The 16,071-nt window shown below is 43.3% G+C and carries 16 protein-coding genes and 1 pseudogene; 6 read left to right on the top strand and 11 right to left on the bottom strand.

Annotation, left to right across the window (positions count from 1 at the left end):
• Positions 1–8: 8 nt before the first annotated feature.
• The 4 genes from ACHKAR_RS07975 to ACHKAR_RS07960 form a co-directional block, all read right to left on the bottom strand.
• On the bottom strand, positions 9–1,733 hold the full coding sequence (locus ACHKAR_RS07975) for a response regulator (protein WP_395416943.1): 1,725 nt from the start codon (positions 1,731–1,733) through the stop codon (positions 9–11).
• On the bottom strand, positions 1,733–2,875 hold the full coding sequence (locus tag ACHKAR_RS07970) for an FIST signal transduction protein (RefSeq protein ID WP_395416942.1): 1,143 nt from the start codon (positions 2,873–2,875) through the stop codon (positions 1,733–1,735). Before ACHKAR_RS07970 ends, ACHKAR_RS07975 begins: the two co-directional genes overlap by 1 nt.
• Positions 2,876–3,292: 417 nt before the next feature.
• The gene (locus tag ACHKAR_RS07965) at positions 3,293–5,896 is read right to left on the bottom strand and encodes a CotH kinase family protein (RefSeq protein ID WP_395416941.1); all 2,604 of its coding nucleotides are present in this window, start codon (positions 5,894–5,896) and stop codon (positions 3,293–3,295) included.
• Positions 5,897–6,123: 227 nt separating this feature from the next.
• Positions 6,124–6,765, bottom strand: a complete 642-nt coding sequence (locus ACHKAR_RS07960) for an SPOR domain-containing protein (RefSeq protein ID WP_395416940.1) — start codon at positions 6,763–6,765, stop codon at positions 6,124–6,126.
• Positions 6,766–7,095: 330 nt separating this feature from the next.
• On the opposite strand from ACHKAR_RS07960, the gene ACHKAR_RS07955 reads away from it, so the two are divergent.
• Positions 7,096–7,425: a DoxX family protein gene (locus tag ACHKAR_RS07955; protein ID WP_395416939.1), complete on the top strand. Its 330-nt coding sequence runs from the start codon at positions 7,096–7,098 to the stop codon at positions 7,423–7,425.
• A 189-nt stretch (positions 7,426–7,614) separates the two neighbouring features.
• Here the strand turns inward: ACHKAR_RS07955 and ACHKAR_RS07950 are convergent, their stop codons facing one another.
• A complete protein-coding gene (locus tag ACHKAR_RS07950) occupies positions 7,615–7,815 on the bottom strand; it encodes a hypothetical protein (protein ID WP_350126915.1) in 201 nt (66 codons plus the stop codon).
• A 189-nt stretch (positions 7,816–8,004) separates the two neighbouring features.
• Here ACHKAR_RS07950 and ACHKAR_RS07945 point away from each other — a divergent pair, with 189 nt between their 5' ends.
• The 4 genes from ACHKAR_RS07945 to ACHKAR_RS07930 are packed head-to-tail and all read left to right on the top strand — an operon-like array spanning position 8,005 to position 9,627.
• Complete coding sequence (locus ACHKAR_RS07945) at positions 8,005–8,778, top strand: hypothetical protein (RefSeq protein WP_395416938.1); 774 nt, start codon at positions 8,005–8,007, stop codon at positions 8,776–8,778.
• A 12-nt stretch (positions 8,779–8,790) separates the two neighbouring features.
• Positions 8,791–9,198, top strand: a complete 408-nt coding sequence (locus tag ACHKAR_RS07940; RefSeq protein WP_395416937.1) for a DUF5675 family protein — start codon at positions 8,791–8,793, stop codon at positions 9,196–9,198.
• Positions 9,195–9,425 carry a hypothetical protein gene (locus tag ACHKAR_RS07935; RefSeq protein WP_395416936.1) on the top strand — a complete coding sequence of 77 codons (231 nt, stop codon included), beginning with the start codon at positions 9,195–9,197 and terminating at the stop codon, positions 9,423–9,425. Before ACHKAR_RS07940 ends, ACHKAR_RS07935 begins: the two co-directional genes overlap by 4 nt.
• Positions 9,418–9,627: a hypothetical protein gene (locus ACHKAR_RS07930; RefSeq protein WP_395416935.1), complete on the top strand. Its 210-nt coding sequence runs from the start codon at positions 9,418–9,420 to the stop codon at positions 9,625–9,627. The genes ACHKAR_RS07935 and ACHKAR_RS07930 overlap by 8 nt, the downstream gene beginning before the upstream one ends.
• Positions 9,628–9,690: 63 nt before the next feature.
• On the opposite strand, the gene ACHKAR_RS07925 is transcribed toward ACHKAR_RS07930, so the two are convergent.
• Positions 9,691–10,113, bottom strand: a complete 423-nt coding sequence (locus ACHKAR_RS07925; RefSeq protein ID WP_395416934.1) for a DUF6943 family protein — start codon at positions 10,111–10,113, stop codon at positions 9,691–9,693.
• A 258-nt stretch (positions 10,114–10,371) separates the two neighbouring features.
• Positions 10,372–10,989 (bottom strand): hypothetical protein, encoded by a 618-nt coding sequence (locus ACHKAR_RS07920; RefSeq protein ID WP_395416933.1) that lies wholly within the window; start codon positions 10,987–10,989, stop codon positions 10,372–10,374.
• Positions 10,990–11,010: 21 nt separating this feature from the next.
• Between ACHKAR_RS07920 and ACHKAR_RS07915 the strand changes: the two genes are divergently transcribed.
• On the top strand, positions 11,011–11,238 hold the full coding sequence (locus tag ACHKAR_RS07915) for a hypothetical protein (RefSeq protein WP_395416932.1): 228 nt from the start codon (positions 11,011–11,013) through the stop codon (positions 11,236–11,238).
• 573 nt (positions 11,239–11,811) lie between these two features.
• On the opposite strand, the gene ACHKAR_RS07910 is transcribed toward ACHKAR_RS07915, so the two are convergent.
• From ACHKAR_RS07910 to ACHKAR_RS07895, 4 genes and pseudogenes are all read right to left on the bottom strand, one after another.
• Positions 11,812–12,246, bottom strand: a complete 435-nt coding sequence (locus tag ACHKAR_RS07910) for a hypothetical protein (RefSeq protein WP_395417306.1) — start codon at positions 12,244–12,246, stop codon at positions 11,812–11,814.
• Positions 12,247–12,303: 57 nt separating this feature from the next.
• Positions 12,304–12,486: pseudogene (locus tag ACHKAR_RS07905) on the bottom strand (HNH endonuclease signature motif containing protein); the annotation flags it as partial.
• 5 nt (positions 12,487–12,491) lie between these two features.
• Entirely contained in the window at positions 12,492–13,853 is a 1,362-nt protein-coding gene (locus tag ACHKAR_RS07900) for a hypothetical protein (protein ID WP_395416931.1), read from the bottom strand.
• Between the two features lies 1 nt (position 13,854).
• Positions 13,855–16,071 (bottom strand): ATP-binding protein, encoded by a 2,217-nt coding sequence (locus ACHKAR_RS07895; RefSeq protein ID WP_395416930.1) that lies wholly within the window; start codon positions 16,069–16,071, stop codon positions 13,855–13,857.

The following is a 16,071-nucleotide window of genomic DNA, read 5'->3' as shown; positions in this document are numbered from 1 at the left end:
AACCACCCTCAGGTGGAATGGGTCATGTTTTTGAGGATTTTCTCATACAATTCCTTTGGATTGAAGGGCTTGGTTACGAAATCGTTCATGCCTGCCTTAAGCGCACGGTTTTTTTCTTCCAGGAAAGCCGTAGCTGTGAGTGCTATGATTGGGATATCCTTATAGGCTTTGTCAGAGTTTCTAATCTGTTGTGTAGTTTCAAACCCATTTTTATCTGGCATTTGTAGGTCCATCAAGATGATGTCAAATTCCTGTTCCTGTATTTTCTCCCAGGCCTCATTGCCATTTTCTGCGATGGTCACATTACATGCCCATTTGTTCAGGAATTTTCCTGCTACAAATTGGTTCATTGGATTATCCTCTACCAGGAGTATTTTCAGCCCCACCAATTCGTCCTGGCTTGCATACATTCCATCCACAGGTTTCGTTACCACATCGTCTGGTGTATCTGACAGGATAAACTGCAAAGAAAAATGGAAGTTTGAACCCATTTGAGGCGATGAAGAGACCTCTAAACAGCCATTTTGAAGTTCTATGAGTTTTTTAGTGATGGCAAGTCCCAACCCTGTTCCGCCATATTGCCGCGTGGTATAGGTTTCTGATTGGGAAAATGACTCAAAGATTAGTTTTTGTTTTCCCGGAGCTATCCCTATTCCCGTATCAATCACTTCAAACAAAATATCAACGCTGTTACCTTTTTGTTGCTGTGGTGTCAGCCTGGTCGTGACAGAGCCCTCCTTCGTGAATTTCACTGCATTGCCAATCAGATTAGTCAGGATTTGTGACAATCTGCCAGGGTCACCTACCACCCAGTTTGGACTCGATGGGTCTATGGCCAATTCAAGTTTAACCCCTTTTTCATTTGCTCGGTATTTGTGAGATTCGTTAATATTTTCAACTAATTCTTTAAGGTTAAAATCAATGTGCTCAAAGTCAATCTTTCCCGCTTCAATCTTATTGAAGTCGAGTATGTCATTGATTAAAATCAACAAGTGTTCACTTGAGAACTTAAGCGTGTTGAGTAGGTTCATGGTCTCCTGATCAAAGTCATCCTGAATGAGAATATTGGTCATCCCAATAATAGAATTCATTGGGGTCCTTATTTCATGACTCATGGTAGACAAGAATTCAGCTTTAGCACGGGATGCCTTTTCTGCTTTCTCCTTTTCCTCTATAATGATGGCCTCTACTTTCTTTCGCTCTGTGATGTCCCTTAGTAGGACGATTGATGAAACATCGTCTATCTCAAACTGACTTACAGATACTTCACAGGGTATCCTCTTTTTGCCCTTCCCTAGTATTGATACCTCAATTTGATTTTCATTCTTTGCAAGGTTCAAATAGTAGTGGCTGAGAAATTCATCATAGGTCTTAAAGTCGGCAAGTATCTCGGATAGCTCTAACTGCTTTATTTCGCTTTCATTTTTGCCGATGATGTGCTCGGCAGAGCTGTTGACAGAAATGATTTGGCCGGTCATGTTGCAGGTGATAATACCGTCCACAATCTTACCAAGGATGGTGGAAATAAAGGCTCGTTGTTTCTCCTCCTGGGCCCTATAAAGGTCATGCAGTTCCTGAGACATCAGGCGAATTGACCGGTCTTTCAGTTTTTGTACCCGGTCAAAATCCACATAGCTACTGGCTACTTTTTCGAATAGCCTATCAAAAAACTCCTCTTCAGGATACTTTTCCTTTATCCTGGCTATTTGTTTCTCTAGTAGCCTTCTGCTCATTATCCTTCAGATATTAGGGTTATGGTCATCGTTTGGTTGTGGAGTTCACATGAGCCAGTACCAAATTGGGGTGAAATCTCTCCGTAAGAATAAAAACCGATTTGAGTCGTTTGGCCATCAAACATCTGTTTTGTTGCCTCCACTTCCTCGTCTATTTTCGGTCCTAAAACAAGTTTCCTGCCAACACAGCTGATCAAAATCGCCAGTTTTTCACCTCTATTTTTGGCAATGATATCTGTAATGGCATGTTTGGCAGAATCTTCAGCTCCCTCCACCAGGTTTTCAAAGTTGGCCATCATCAACTGTGCAATATTGCCCTCGGGCATATCTCCGGCAAATGTCATACTGTTGTCTACTTCATTTACAGCCAAAATAGTTCTTACTTTTCCTGTATCCGCGGAATTGTAGTCACGGATCGTTAATGGAAATAGCAATGCGCTAGAAGGTAAATTATCCGCCTCTTCACCTAAGTATGTCTTATATAGCTCTAAAGCAGGCTTACCATCAAGTTCATACAAAATATTGGCTTTAGATTTCGTTATTTTCCTGTTGGGACCGAAACTATCCCACCCTCCTGCTGAACCATATCCAACCTGAAGTTTACTTCCATAAAAGCCTATCGCGACAATCACCCCAGATTTCGGATGGTCGTTGGCAACAACCAATGTCTCCTCGAAGTTTGGACCATCACCAGCCAACCCGCCAGTTACAACAACGTCCTGATCAATATGTTTTTTGAGTCCTTCGATCAAAGTGGTCCCATTTACTTTTTGTCCATCACTTATGATCAATACGTTTTTCAGGTCGTTTTTGGGCAGCATATTTGAAAGTTCGACCCCCTTGTCAAAAGACTCCTTGGCACTGTCAATGTTTACTGATGCATAAGAAATGGTTGAACTGTCAAACTGTACGGCTGTAGCCACCGCAGAATCATCATAAACTCTCTCACCCAGGATCTCTCCAGCTGTACTGCAGCCTAATACCGGAGTTTCCGGGTATAAGCGCTTCAAACTTTCGTAACAATTGGCTTGCAAAAGGGTGCCTTTGGAGGCGAATAATAACACCAGTTGTGGAGAAAAACCGGTCTTTACGTCCTGTTTCTGCCATGCTTCGCCATCGTAGATTAATTCCTGAATTTTCATATCCGCCCTGATTTACCATGAAAGAAGTAATAAGATAGATGAAAAGACTTGACGAAATGGATAATTTATATGAACCCCACATTATCTTCGATTAAATCACTGATATTCAACAGAAAAGCTGATTGGGGATTTAAAAAATCGACTCTTTCATGCAAATATTGCTTGATCTGGAGATTGCCAATGGTGGATGGGATTCCGGTATTGCTCATGCTTCGCAAACCGGAATGACGAAAGAAGTTCGTTTACCGCATTTTCCCTAACGTCATTCCGGTTTTGGACGGAGCGCAGCGTAGGACGAATACCGGAATCTTCAGGGATTTGAGGAATAAATGAAGAAGATTCCGGTATTGCTTCGTGCCTCGCAAACCGGAATGACGAAGCAAACTCGTGCTCACAAACCGGGATGACGCTTTGACCCTACTCCACCACTACTTTTCGTCGATACACTTGAGTATTGGTTTGAATTTGCAGGAGATAGATTCCTTTTTCGAGGTGTGAAATATCCATTACCACTGATGCCTCGGCGGGATGAATGGTTTGAAGTAGCCTTCCATGCACATCATACATTCGCACTGTAACCAGTTGCCGAGCGGAAGTAATCTGAATATGACCGGAAGTTGGGTTTGGGAACAATGAAATAACCGGCTCCGGTGGTGGACTCGCCAATAGGGTACCTGAGATCACATTTTCAGCCTTCCAGTTGGATGGGTCATTGTTATCAGCATTTGGGTCAATGATACTCAGAAAATACCCATCGCCATCTGCTTCGGTGGGCCATGGAGCTTCATCGCTGTAGGTCACTTCGTCGATGACCATCCCATAGCCATTGAGTAAGGTAATAGTCTGCCCCCCATTGTTCAGGCTCCTGCTAAACTCGTCATATGGATTGAATCCGTAGGCTTCCTTAAAAGCATCGGCTTCATTGGCCAGGAAGACACTATGTCCTGCCGCCAATGCGATGTTGGGAGGAAACTGATACACCAGGCCTGTACCACCAAAGTAGACGCCTGTGAGATCAACCGTAGAGCTACCAGTGTTGGTGATTTCAATGAACTCCAGGTCTTTCTCGTCCTTCCCATCTTCCGTCATTGGGTGATAGTTGATGCTGGTAATGACCAGATCGGGTACTGACTCTCCTACACAGGCCTGCCCATTTCCTAGCTGTGACGTGATCCAGCTGACCCGATTAATGACCCATTGTTTCATAGTAGAGACGTGTTCAGCTCGATCTTCTCCTATCCCCCATCTTGCGTGATTTCTCTCAGCGGCGGGTTCAGTGTTAGCGAACACCTCATCGATGAACGAGTTGATTTGGTCAGGATGAAGAGGCTGCCCTTGTGCGGTCAGTTCCAACCAGCGTTTGCTCAGGTAGCAATTGAATGTAGGGTTCAGGAACAGGTCTCTCCAGAATTTGGCCCCTACATTGTCTCCATCATCAAATTGCCAGCCATCCGTATGGCTCCTGTCATAGCCCCAGAAAAAGAGGTCATTGCCGAAGGTTAGATTAAAATCCCACACCGGACCGGCTCTAAGCTTCCCGTTTCTGTCTTTGTGAAAATAGGTGCTAAATTGATAGGCATCAGCGTTGGAAGCCAGCTCGTTCATGATCATGAAGTCGATGAAAGACGGCATATCAATAATGGATGGATACCCGCCATTCAGGGCATCGTTATTGCTCAATGCCTGAGCCTCCAGGTTAAAGAAAATTTCCCGAATGTAATTGTCCTGTAGAGAAGTGACCGTGGTGGGTTTTGGATGCTCATGTACAAAAGCCGTTTGCCAGCCGGAGTAATTATCCATGTACCAGGCAGCCACATCGCTCCCTTCGGTTTTGTCCGATTTGGTGATATAACCACCAGTGAGTGCTTTTCCGGTATTGTCTTCTGGTTCTATCTTGTTGATGTCAATTCGATTGTCATCTGCCTTTAGCTTTTCCTGCAGCACATACACACCCACATAGTCTCCATTCAAGATCACCTCGCAGTACCTCCCTCTGGATGCATATTGACCTATTTTGAGGGACAACTGGTAGGCGATATAGTCTCTCATCAGTGAAGGATCAAAGGCGAAACCATTCAAAATCCAGTCATTTTCTTTCGGCATACCCAGTAAGCTTACATTGTCCTTTTCATTGACTTCATCGTAAGTGGTCAGGGCATATTGTTTCTTGTCTGAGCAGCAATTGGAAGAAGAGCCTCTGATTTCTATTTCAATATTGCCATCAAAATCAAGACTTGCAGGGTTGGAACTGTCGGTGACGGCATTTTCCTCTCCCGGTCCATTGTCAATGATCGTCATGGAGGCCCTGATTTTTGGTTCATTGGGGATGCTTTGCCCACCCACAGTGTTGATGATGACAATGGGAAGGTTTGAGGTCTCCAGCACTATCTCCTCCATCTCCACGGGTTCATCAAACCAGTCAGGTACACTGCGATAGTGATTGGTAGTTGCGTTGACGCCTACGGACAGGGTCGGGATGGCCGTGAGGTCTGATGAGGTCAGACTTTCATTATGTACTTCAACGCCCAAAACGTTGGTGCCTTCAACCAAAAGGCTTAAGTCGATCTCATGCCGCTCCGGGTCTGCCCCGGTATATAGCAAGGCCTCATGGAGGCCGTCAGATGGTTGATCAAAGGCCGGAGACTCTCCCGAGACCAATGAACGGGCTATCTCCGTACCGTTGAGGTATGCCACAAATCCATCATCATAGTCCATGTCCAGAAGCAGCTGCTCTACTTCTGCCAACGAGACAATCGTAAACTCCAGTCGCATATAGACCGTCAATGTGGCATCGATGATCGTTTGGTCGTCATCATCGCCATATCCTATCCCTGAGGCACCCTGGCTCCACTGAGCATCATCGAAATCGATTTGATTCCAATCAATGGATGGCTGGGAAGTAGGCACCTGGTAGCTCCAGGTATCGCCGGGAAGGATCACGCTCTCCCAATGATCGATTTGGCCCTGAGCGGCCAGAGAAAGCATGGTGAACATGATGATTGGGATGAGGAATCTTTTCATTTCGGATCGATACATTTTTTAAATATAGGAGGAAATCATCATTTCGATGATTGATTTCCCCACTGGAATGCGCACAAACCTTCCTCCTTTAAGGTGATAACTGATTGAATGGCACATGTTCAGATTTTAGCAGTCAAAGAGAATAGATAAGTAAAGAAACCAGCAGTGGCGAAATAGGTTGATGAGATCCTATATCAATTGATCAGATTTTAGGATGGGTCCAAATATCAATAACCCAACACCCAAACTTCGTCTGAGAGATTGCTGAAGGCTACCGCGGCAGATTCTGCTTTCTCCCGCGAGGCATAATCACCCACGGATACCCTGTAATAGACCAGCTTGCCAGTATCATGCTCTATAATTTTGACGGCATTCCCCTCCTGAGCCAGTTTGTTGGCATAGTCCATGGCCAGGTCATCGTCTATACTGCTGGATACGATAATGTAGAAACGACCAGTCCGTGTCGCCACTGACTCCACTACTCCAGCAGCTCTTATGGCTTCCAGTGCTGCTAATTCGCCCAGTTTTTGATTGACGATGGCCAATTGATCTTTGGGATACTGTTCATTGGGGAAAAGAGATGATGCCTCGGTATACAGCGATTTTGCCCTTTGCCAGTTTTCCTGCCCCATTTCTGTGTCAGCATCTTTGATCAGTTGATCATATTTGATTTTATTCTGAGCCTTGATTTCTGCCGCTTTTTTAGCAGCTTGTTCTTTAGCAATCTGCTCCAGCTTCACCTGTTCTTTGGCCTCTTGCTGTGGCTTGTACATGACCCAGTACCACAAGCCCACCAGTCCGGCTAGTGCAAAAACCACGATGATAATAATTCCAACGGTCTTACCGCTTTCGTTAGATTGCTCACTCATTTGATTAAATCAATTTTAATGCTAAAGGTAGCCATTTGGTTTAGAATACCACAAAACGTTATTCCGGTTTTAGTCAAGTCAGCGAAGAATGCTCCATCCTCATTCCGGTATTGGTCGAAGAGTAATGTAGTGCGAATACCGGAATGGTGGTAGCGAAGATCGTGCATTTGTAAATCGGGAATGTGGCAATAAAGTTTTTACTCAAGAGTCTGAAAATCGGTAATATCTTGCTATTTTAAACACAACAAAGGCATAAGAGCGTTGTGAGTCTTACTATTTGATGAGTTGAATTTAATTTTACCGGACATATTTAATCCCAGCACTACACGTATGAAAAATCTTAACATCTATTACTGGATTTCTATAGGGTTGATCCTTTTTTTTCTGGTTCCCGGCTCTATTATGAACATTATGAAAAGCCCCGATTGGGTGGAGGTATTTACACAATTGGGCTACCCTGAGTACTTACTTCCTTTTCTGGGAGTGGCCAAGTTGTCGGGATGCATAGCCTTAGTGCTTCCGAAGTTTAACCGCCTCAAAGAGTGGGCATATGCAGGACTGTTTTTTGATCTGATCGGAGCTACGTATTCAGGATTAATGGCAGTAGGATTACAACCACCCCACGCAAATCTTTATGTATCAGTAAGTTACAAAACGTAATTTCAGCAGGTTCACCGTTCAGTTCTCAATTTATTCGAACTGGTTTGAGTGCATTTGGTGAACTCCGAAACCTTTGTAAATATACAAAAAAGCCCGCTTTTTGGGTTCAAATCGTGGCAAAAAGTGCTAAATTTTATTGGTAAGGAGGCATAGAATTTAGTGCCGTTTGACTGCCTTCATTTGGCAAGGTCAATCGGTGATGTAACGCTCAACAATTGCCGGTGCAAGGCCGGTGAACTCACAGAATTCATCTACACTAATGAACTGGTGCGGTTCTTTGGAAAACTCCTCCCTGATCCTGTTTAGGAGCTTCCTTCCATATCTCTCACTCTTGCCGGTGATGCGCTGCACGTCTTTTGGATAAATACAGGCTCGTTTGGTTTCGATCATACTCTATCTATACTTTATCTATGCTTTTGCTATACTGTAAATATACTAAATGACCTTCGCAGTTCTTTTTGAACCAATCGGAATAAACGGTATCCTATCGTCTTATACGGAACCTGCCTTTTGTCTGCCTGAAGGAGATAGTTGATTTTCGGTGAGTTGCAACGAAGCAACGAACTAAATCAAGACGATATGGCGCGACAAAAAGGCATCATTAAACTGCAAGGAACCATCGGGGATGTGTCCTTCTACAAGAGCAAAGACGGCTATTTAGCCAGGGAAAAAGGTGGAGTTGATGGGGATCGGATCAAGAATGATCCGGCCTTCCAAAGGACCCGGGAAAATGGATCTGAGTTTGGACGGGCAGGGAAAGCTGGTAAGCTGGTCCGCACGGCCTTCAGGCCGCTCTTACTGAAAACCTCAGACAGCAAGGTTGCCTCCAGGCTGACCAAGCAATTGATGACCGTCCTTCAATCGGATGGAGACAATCCAAGAGGAGAGCGGACGGTTTCCAATGGAAACCTGGACTTGATCCAGGGGTTTGATTTCAATGCGGATGGCCGTCTGGAGGCCACACTATACGCTCCCTATGAAGTGAGCTTTGACCGGGCAGCCGGTACAGCTTCCATTGATATTCCCGAGTTCATTCCAGCCAATAGCCTAGCGTATCCTCAAGGTGCCACGCACCTAAAGATGGTGGCGGCTTTATCCGAGGTAAACTTCGAGAATGATGAATTCACTTTCAACCTGGCAGAGTCCGCAGATGTGGAAATCAACAATGTGGCAACCGGTCCCCTGAAGCTGGATTTGGCTTTTAATGCCAACAGCGAGGAGGTACTGTTGGTCGCCTTTGGCATTGATTTCTATCAATCAGTGAACGGCCAAATGTATGCCATGAAGAATGGTGGGTTTAACTGTCTGGCTTTGGTTGAGGTAGACAAGTTTATCCAGCTACCGGAAAACTAATGATGCCCTGAAATGGAATTAACCCTATTCAGAGTTTATCATCAGGACGGTACCAACGGAGAGCTCTATGATGGGGAGCTGCTGATCAGCTCCACCATCGAGCTTCCCTGGAGGGAAAACCAGCGAATGGTATCCTGCATCCAGGAAGGGAGGTATGAGCTTGTAAAGCGATATACCGACAAACGGGGGTGGCACCTGCTGGTAACAGGGGTTCCGAACAGGAGTGGTATTCTTTTTCACCCTGCCAATGAAGCCCTGAAGGAACTGAAGGGCTGTATAGCCCCGGTTTCAAAGGTTATCGGTCCAGGCAAAGGGACGCAATCCAAAGTTGCCGATTCCATGCTGAAAACACTTGTGTTTGAGGCCATGGAAAGAGGCGAAAATGTATTTCTCAATATTCAAAAAGCAAAAAGCGTATGACGATCATAGAAAGGGCGAAAGCCCCAACACCCAAGTTTTTCAAAGTGCTCCGAAACGTAGGTTTGGCACTAGCGGCAGCTGGTGGCGCTCTGTTGGCTGCTCCTATCAGTCTGCCGGCCGGAATAGTTGCCCTGGGCGGCTATCTCACCGTAGGTGGAACGGTACTGACTACAGTCAGTCAGGTGACCGTAGAGGATATCGCAAAAGTGGACAGGAAAGATGGCTAACATGGTAAGCGGAGGAGGCACGAAGGCAGGAACTGCCGGAGGCACGTTGCTGAGTGTCCTGGTGAATATCAGCTCCGGGGATATCCTCCACACCTGTGTATTAGCTGCTGTTGGAGCGGTAGTGAGCTTTACCGTGTCCATTCTGCTAAAGGTATTATTCCAACGGTTCAAAAGAAAACATCCACCTCCGAAGGGGATGTGATTCCCGCAAGTCGGGAAAGTTTGTGTTCCTCTCAATGAAAAGGCCTCCTCGTGAGGCTTTTTTTCATTCCAGGAGTATCTGAAACATGATAGCCCTCTTGACCTGTTTCACGAGCTCCACCTGCTTTTGCAGGATTTTCGATTTCTTCTCAAAGTCCTGAAGGAGTACCATTGACTTTAGGTACTTCCTACGGTCTTTCAAGGCCTTTTCCTGTCCTGTCAGTAGCACCGCTCTGGCGTCACCTATCCTGATGAATGGGACAACAGAACCGGTCAGGTGTGGCGTGAACGCCTGTGCCTGCCAAAGACCGTAAGAGAGCCAGAAATAAAAGTTCCGTGGCTCCTCCGATTCTGTGGTGATGGCGAAGCAATTGGGACAAGGGGTTTCGAGCGGCTTTCCCGCATTCAGTCCTTTGGAAAGAATGAAGAAATGAGGTTTAGAGCTGGTGAAGCCTTCCCGATAAGTTTTGATCTGAAAAGTGTGCATAGTACGAGCATTTAAAGTTTTGCTCGCTGCGCTTCGCACACATTTCAAAAGAGAAAAGAAAAAAGGAAAAAAAAGAAAAGAGAAAGCCTTTGGTCAGGTGGGCACGGACAGGGCAGTCAAGGTTTTTTGGGAAAATACTACCCAGAGGGTGGAGATTTTTTCAAAAACCCGAAGGGCTTGACCTTGACGGACCTGATCAGGGGTGGCCTTGTGGGGCCCGCCTAACTTAGCTGCACTCTTTGTTTTTGTTCGGTTTCGTCAACCAATATGATTTTCGATCCCATTCATGTCAAGATGTTGGTTTAGTAAGTCAAATCTCATTTTCTTCAGGTCATTGGTTTCTCTTAACTCATCGATCATTTTTCTAAGGGTTCTTTTTCTGGCATCTTTTGCCACAATCCTATTAAACATCTCTATGCCGTTGTAATTAGGGTTATCTGGTCTTCTTCGTGTAAAACTGATAACGCTTTCCAAGCGAGTCTCAGGAATAATATTCCATGAAATACAGAGCATATTAGTAGCAGTAAGTAGCTCCCGATTGAAGGGATGTATTGATGCTTTGTCTTTGGATCCGGAAGAATTACTGTTGCCTGGAGAGTGATTCCCCTGCTCATGTATTAAAGGATTAAAAAGAGGAAGTGGGTCGTGTTTGATAATATCAAGAAATTCATTGGCACAATGAGTACCGACAAAAAAGTATTTCGATTGAGCGTCATAATCACTCCTGGGTCTATACGAAAAGATGTAGTATTTGTCATCCAATGCCCCACAACAGCCTTGTTTGTGTTGACCATTAAGAAGTTTTAAGTAGTTAACGGGTTGAATATAAAATTTTCGGTTGAGCTCTTCCTTTCTTTTTCTGGTTCTGCAATTCATAAATTATCAATATTGTTAGCTGTGGGAATTGAATTTAGTGCGGGAACGCAGGAAAACCAAAAACGGCTGGACGGAGGCTGTGGAGCGCAGCGTAATGGACGAACGGCCAAGTCAGCCGGAAGAGAGGAACGAACGGAGGCTTGCGAGCCACCTGCGAGTGGAGCAAGGGGGCTAGACCGGAAAGCAGTGAGGTACGAACTGCGGGGGCTTGCTATGTGTGAAGTGGAATGCAGGGCTTTTGTAATTTGATTCTTCACAAAAGCCCGGAATGAAACGGAACTACACAAGGGCTGGCGTGATTTTTTGCTTTGAGCATTGGGAAAGGTATAAGCGATTGCCTGTGTGCAAGGATACCGATGGGTTGTTGCAAAAAGCATGACAGCCCGCAGCCCGCAGCGACCCGCAGGCGAGCAAAAACACTGGCAGCCGGTGGATATTTAGCTATGCCACAAAGGGACGACTGGCAGGGCTAAAAAGACAGAGTAGGCTGCCGTGAGGATGACAACCGAGATGCAAGCAGCATGACAGGCTCGGAGCTTTAGCGGAGACCTGTAAGGCAACACAGCTTATTTTTTGACCTTAGAAAATAGATCCTTTCAAAAAATAGGCTTTGTTGGCCTGGCATGATGCTATGCCGAGGGCGAAAGACGAACACCGCTTTTCCTGCGTGGGGTTTGAGCGTTGGGAAAAGCAAGTGTGGCACGGTGTGGAATGAAGCGAAGCGGAATGCAATACCGGGCTACTCTTGCTGTGCGGTGCTGGAAGCTTGTGAGTGCAGCGCAGCGGAATGAGCAGGCTGGAAGCACATGGGTGTGGGGAGGTTTACCCATAAATATCATCGAACCCTGAGTAATTTTTATATCCTTTTCCCTTATTGATTCTACCCTGTTTTGTGTTGTCAATACGTTTTTGAAGGAATAGGCATAACGACTCAAATTTTGTTTCGGGAATCTGATAAGCACTTGCCTTGAATTCCTTTTTGATGATGCCCCAAATGGCAGCATAGTTCATTTTGGATTTACCAACATCTCCTTCCTTGTATTCGTTATATCGATCAATCAGATGCTTGACATAGTTTTTCAATTCCGCTTTTTTACCAATGGCACCATCAGCGAATTCCATCTTTGGTTTACTCCGAGATTTATAAACAATGGTCTGTGCACTGATCGAATTGGCTACCGTGGAGTTGGATACATTGCCTTTGATGTTGACGGTATTTGATGTTTTTGCACTGGATTTTCCTTTAGCTTTAATCATAAGATAGGTCTTGATTTGTTTGACCTCCTCCTCACTAATATCACCTTTAGTGATTTTGGAGTGACATATCGGGCAAAGCATTAGGAGGTTTTCTTGAGAATTATTTTCCGGATTTTCATCGATATGGTGAATCTCAAAATGATCTACTGTAGAATCATCGCATATTGGACATATCGAGTTAATCTCTTGCTGAAGGAGAGATTTGGTTTTTTGAGGTATTGACTTTCTATGCTTCGTCATCTAAATCAATTTTTTGACAATAACCACTCCCTAAGTTTCTTAGAATAGCCTGGAACGCCAACACGTCCTTTATAAGCCAAATATCTTTGTCTCAATTCTTGGATGTAGGGTGTGTTGAGCTTTCCAATTCTGTTTTCTACGCTTACCTTTTGACACTCTACCAATTCCAGTCCCGATCTAAAATCAATTAAAGCAATACTACTATAATTAGAAAGTTCGAATTCAAAGCATGGAAGTATATGTAGTCGAGGATGATTGGTTTGCGTAAACGCCTCTATTTGAAGGTCAAGCTCTGCTTTCTTGATTTGAGCATTTAATTCTTTTGAAAGCTGGACTTTTTGATTTTTTGTAAATTCCGAGCCTTTTAACTCCTCTGCCTTGGCTATGATAGGAGAAGATTTTATTTGAGCCTTTAATTTGTAATTTCCTTTTTTGTAATCATTTTTCGAGAAAGTCAGCATCTCGTATTTTCTATCTCCCGAAATATGTCTGATATCACACTCAGGAGTTATTATCAAACCATATCTATCTTCATCAAAACGGAAAATATCACCTGTCATTATTGGATCATCAGACAATGTATGGCCATAATATAAGATGCGAATCAACTCAGCGTACTTTTCAGAGTCAGTTAATTCTTCATTCTTGGAAGCAACCTCATCGATTTTTTCACGAAGAAATTTGTCCTGTATTATTTTTTCGGAAAGTATGTTTTGAAATAAATTAAGCACTTCAACACTAGGAGTTACACCATCAATCTTTGCTGTATCATATAACTCTTTTATCCAATTTGGATCAACGGAATTCAGTGATGCAAAAATTGATTGCACAGAACGATTGATGGATTGGCTCCAACTTATCGGAATAGAGATTCGCTTGTTGTCCTCTTTCCATTTCTCAATAGCTTCCAATAGTTCTTTAGCCTCTTGCTCGGTATTGGACAAATTAGATTTATCTCGAAACTCAATTCGGTCTTTGTATCTTTCTCTAAGCTTATCACCATATTTTGCCTCTATCTCCTCCTTTGCTGTTGAGTACACATAAACTAATGAATAAAATTCATTCTTCATGAGCAATTCAAAAGTTTTGTGCTCGATCTGTGAGGGTTTTTGAACCATTCCGACTGTTTCATCATCTTCAGGCTCATCTGCGATATTATCTTCATTATCAAACTGCCAGTCAAGAATAACGGCTGAGAATGAACCAATAGAGTTAATTGACCTCTCGATCTGCTTACGTTCATTGACACCCAAAACTGGATTTGATGCAGATAGAGCTCTGAAAAGTTGGTTTTCATGTGATGAACTACCATCTACAGATGTGTAGTCCATAAGTTTATCGTCAGCAAAAAGTATAACTCCTTCCATGCTACTTTTCTTCTTTTTTGAACTTAATGATGAAATTGGCACCCTTAAGAATTTTTAACTTAGGGTTAGTTATTAGCGATATTTCTGCATCGATTCTGTCAAGGAGTTCTTTGACAATATATAAACCCAGGCCTCTTCCTTCGGATTTCTTGGTATAAAATTCTGTGAATATTAGGTCTTCAATATCATCAGGCATTCCAGGGCCTGAATCAGCAAAAATTACAGAATTGTCAGTTTTGTCAAACTGTATGCTAATCTGCTTGTCCTTGTCGGATAGTTGCTCCAGCCAGTAAATGGAGTTGTCCATCAGATTTAGAACTACTTGAAGAATTAGTCCAGTGTTTGTTTTTACAATGATGTCCTCATGCGAGTCTATATTCACCTTGATTTTTCCTTCGAGCTCTTTCCTAAAGTACTTAATGACCCGATCGGATACATTCCGGACGCTCACATCTTTGGTTACCTTTCTGGCTACTCTGAATAGTGGTTGCAGTACTTGTAACTCCTGGTACAGGAATTCCAAATTTTCCTGAAGCTCAACTAAGAAATCTCTGAGTTCCTTTGACTGTATTTTACCCTTATCAAAACGATTTACAAAATCTTCAGTGTTGACTTTGAGCCGTTTTAGGAGTGACATGGTATCATGTGTTGCCTTTTCAACTGCCATACCCGTCCCCGCTAATTCCTGAGTAATTTTTAAGTCTTCACGAACTTTTTGAATAAGATTGTTGGTGGCACTAAAGAACTTTTTGGAGCGATCAATTAAGTCCGCATCATCATATTCTAGTAGTTTTTTTTGAAGTATATCATAAGTTTCTTCATAAGACTTGCTTAGGGATTTAATTGCCTTTTGCTTCTTAAGCTCTTCTTTCTTCTTGTCAATATCAACCCTGTCTTTCATTACCTTGAGTGCGGCTTGAATTAGAGCAACGAAATCATCTTTTGCCCCATTGATATTCATTAGCCCTTCTCTGTCCGCTGCATCTCTTAGCTTGGGGTTTTCCCCTTGTGTGATAAATACAAAACCAATAAGGTCATTATAGCTAAAATAACTACCGGCTTTATCCTCAGCTCTATATTTGCTCAACATAAGCCAATCATCACCAATCTCACCGTATGGATAAACTCTCACGTTATCTCGATATAAATAGACAGAGGTTTCCTTAAGAAAATCTTTTTCGACCTTCTTGAGACCTTCCGCGGGATTTTTTAAATCAAAGCCGTAGAAAAAGAACATAAACCCACCGGTTTCCGGTTGACGAACTCCAGTCAACTCCTTTCCTGACTCGTCAAATTGAAGGAATCTTTCTTTGAATAGTTTAAGTTTTCGGATATCAAATTCCAGTGCAGATTCCTCATCCTCCAAGAGATTAAAACTGATAGGTACCTCATTCTTGTTGCGCTTATAGGTCGCTTCCAAATTGTAATTTGAATCAATCGTACCTTCAAAATAAAACGGTGCCAGTTCAGACATTTTTTCAAAAGTCAGAAAGTTGCCTTGATATTGTTTTGATTCCCAAAATAGATCTACTGAAAAATCTCTGGAAATCTGGACACCAGGCAGGGTTGGCGGCATCATTCTGAAAAATGCCTTGGCCAATTTGTCAAGGTCATCATACTTCCAATCATTGCGTACATCAGAAATACGAATAATGGTACCTTGATCTTTGTTATTTCTTATTCTTTGAGGGGAATCATTTACCTCCCATTTGTTGAGAATTTCATGTAGAAATTTGTCTTTATGATCACTCTCTCTAAACTCATCATCAGCATACTCATGAAAATTAAGACTCAATTTCACTTCGTCTGTTGATTTTGTTTTGCTATAAACTTCAACTACATCGCCAAGCTTATACACAGCGAATCGGCCAACTCCTTTGTCTCCTTGCATTACCCGGCCTTTTTCCGTGAATCTTTTATCACCGGCCTTTTTTCTATTGAGTTTATTTGGTGTAGCAGGTTTCATCCAGACATCCAATATGGTATCGATATTCATACCATGTCCGTCATCCTCAATTTCTATTGTCGGCTTTGCTGAAGCACTAGGATTGTCAAAATTCAAAAATCTTACAATCACTTTCTCTGCGTCAGCATCGTAACTGTTTTTCACCAATTCAATTACACCCACCCATTTATCACTAATAAGCTGGTCACCTAGTACGCTGATAAGACGTGCGTATGCCTGAAAGGGAGTTTCGCCTGACTTTGTTATTGCCAT

It is taken from the genome of Marinoscillum luteum (assembly GCF_044005705.1).
GTDB classification, from domain to species: domain Bacteria; phylum Bacteroidota; class Bacteroidia; order Cytophagales; family Cyclobacteriaceae; genus Marinoscillum; species Marinoscillum luteum.
Note: the sequence above shows the minus strand (reverse complement) of the source record. Positions and strands in the feature narration are given on the sequence as shown.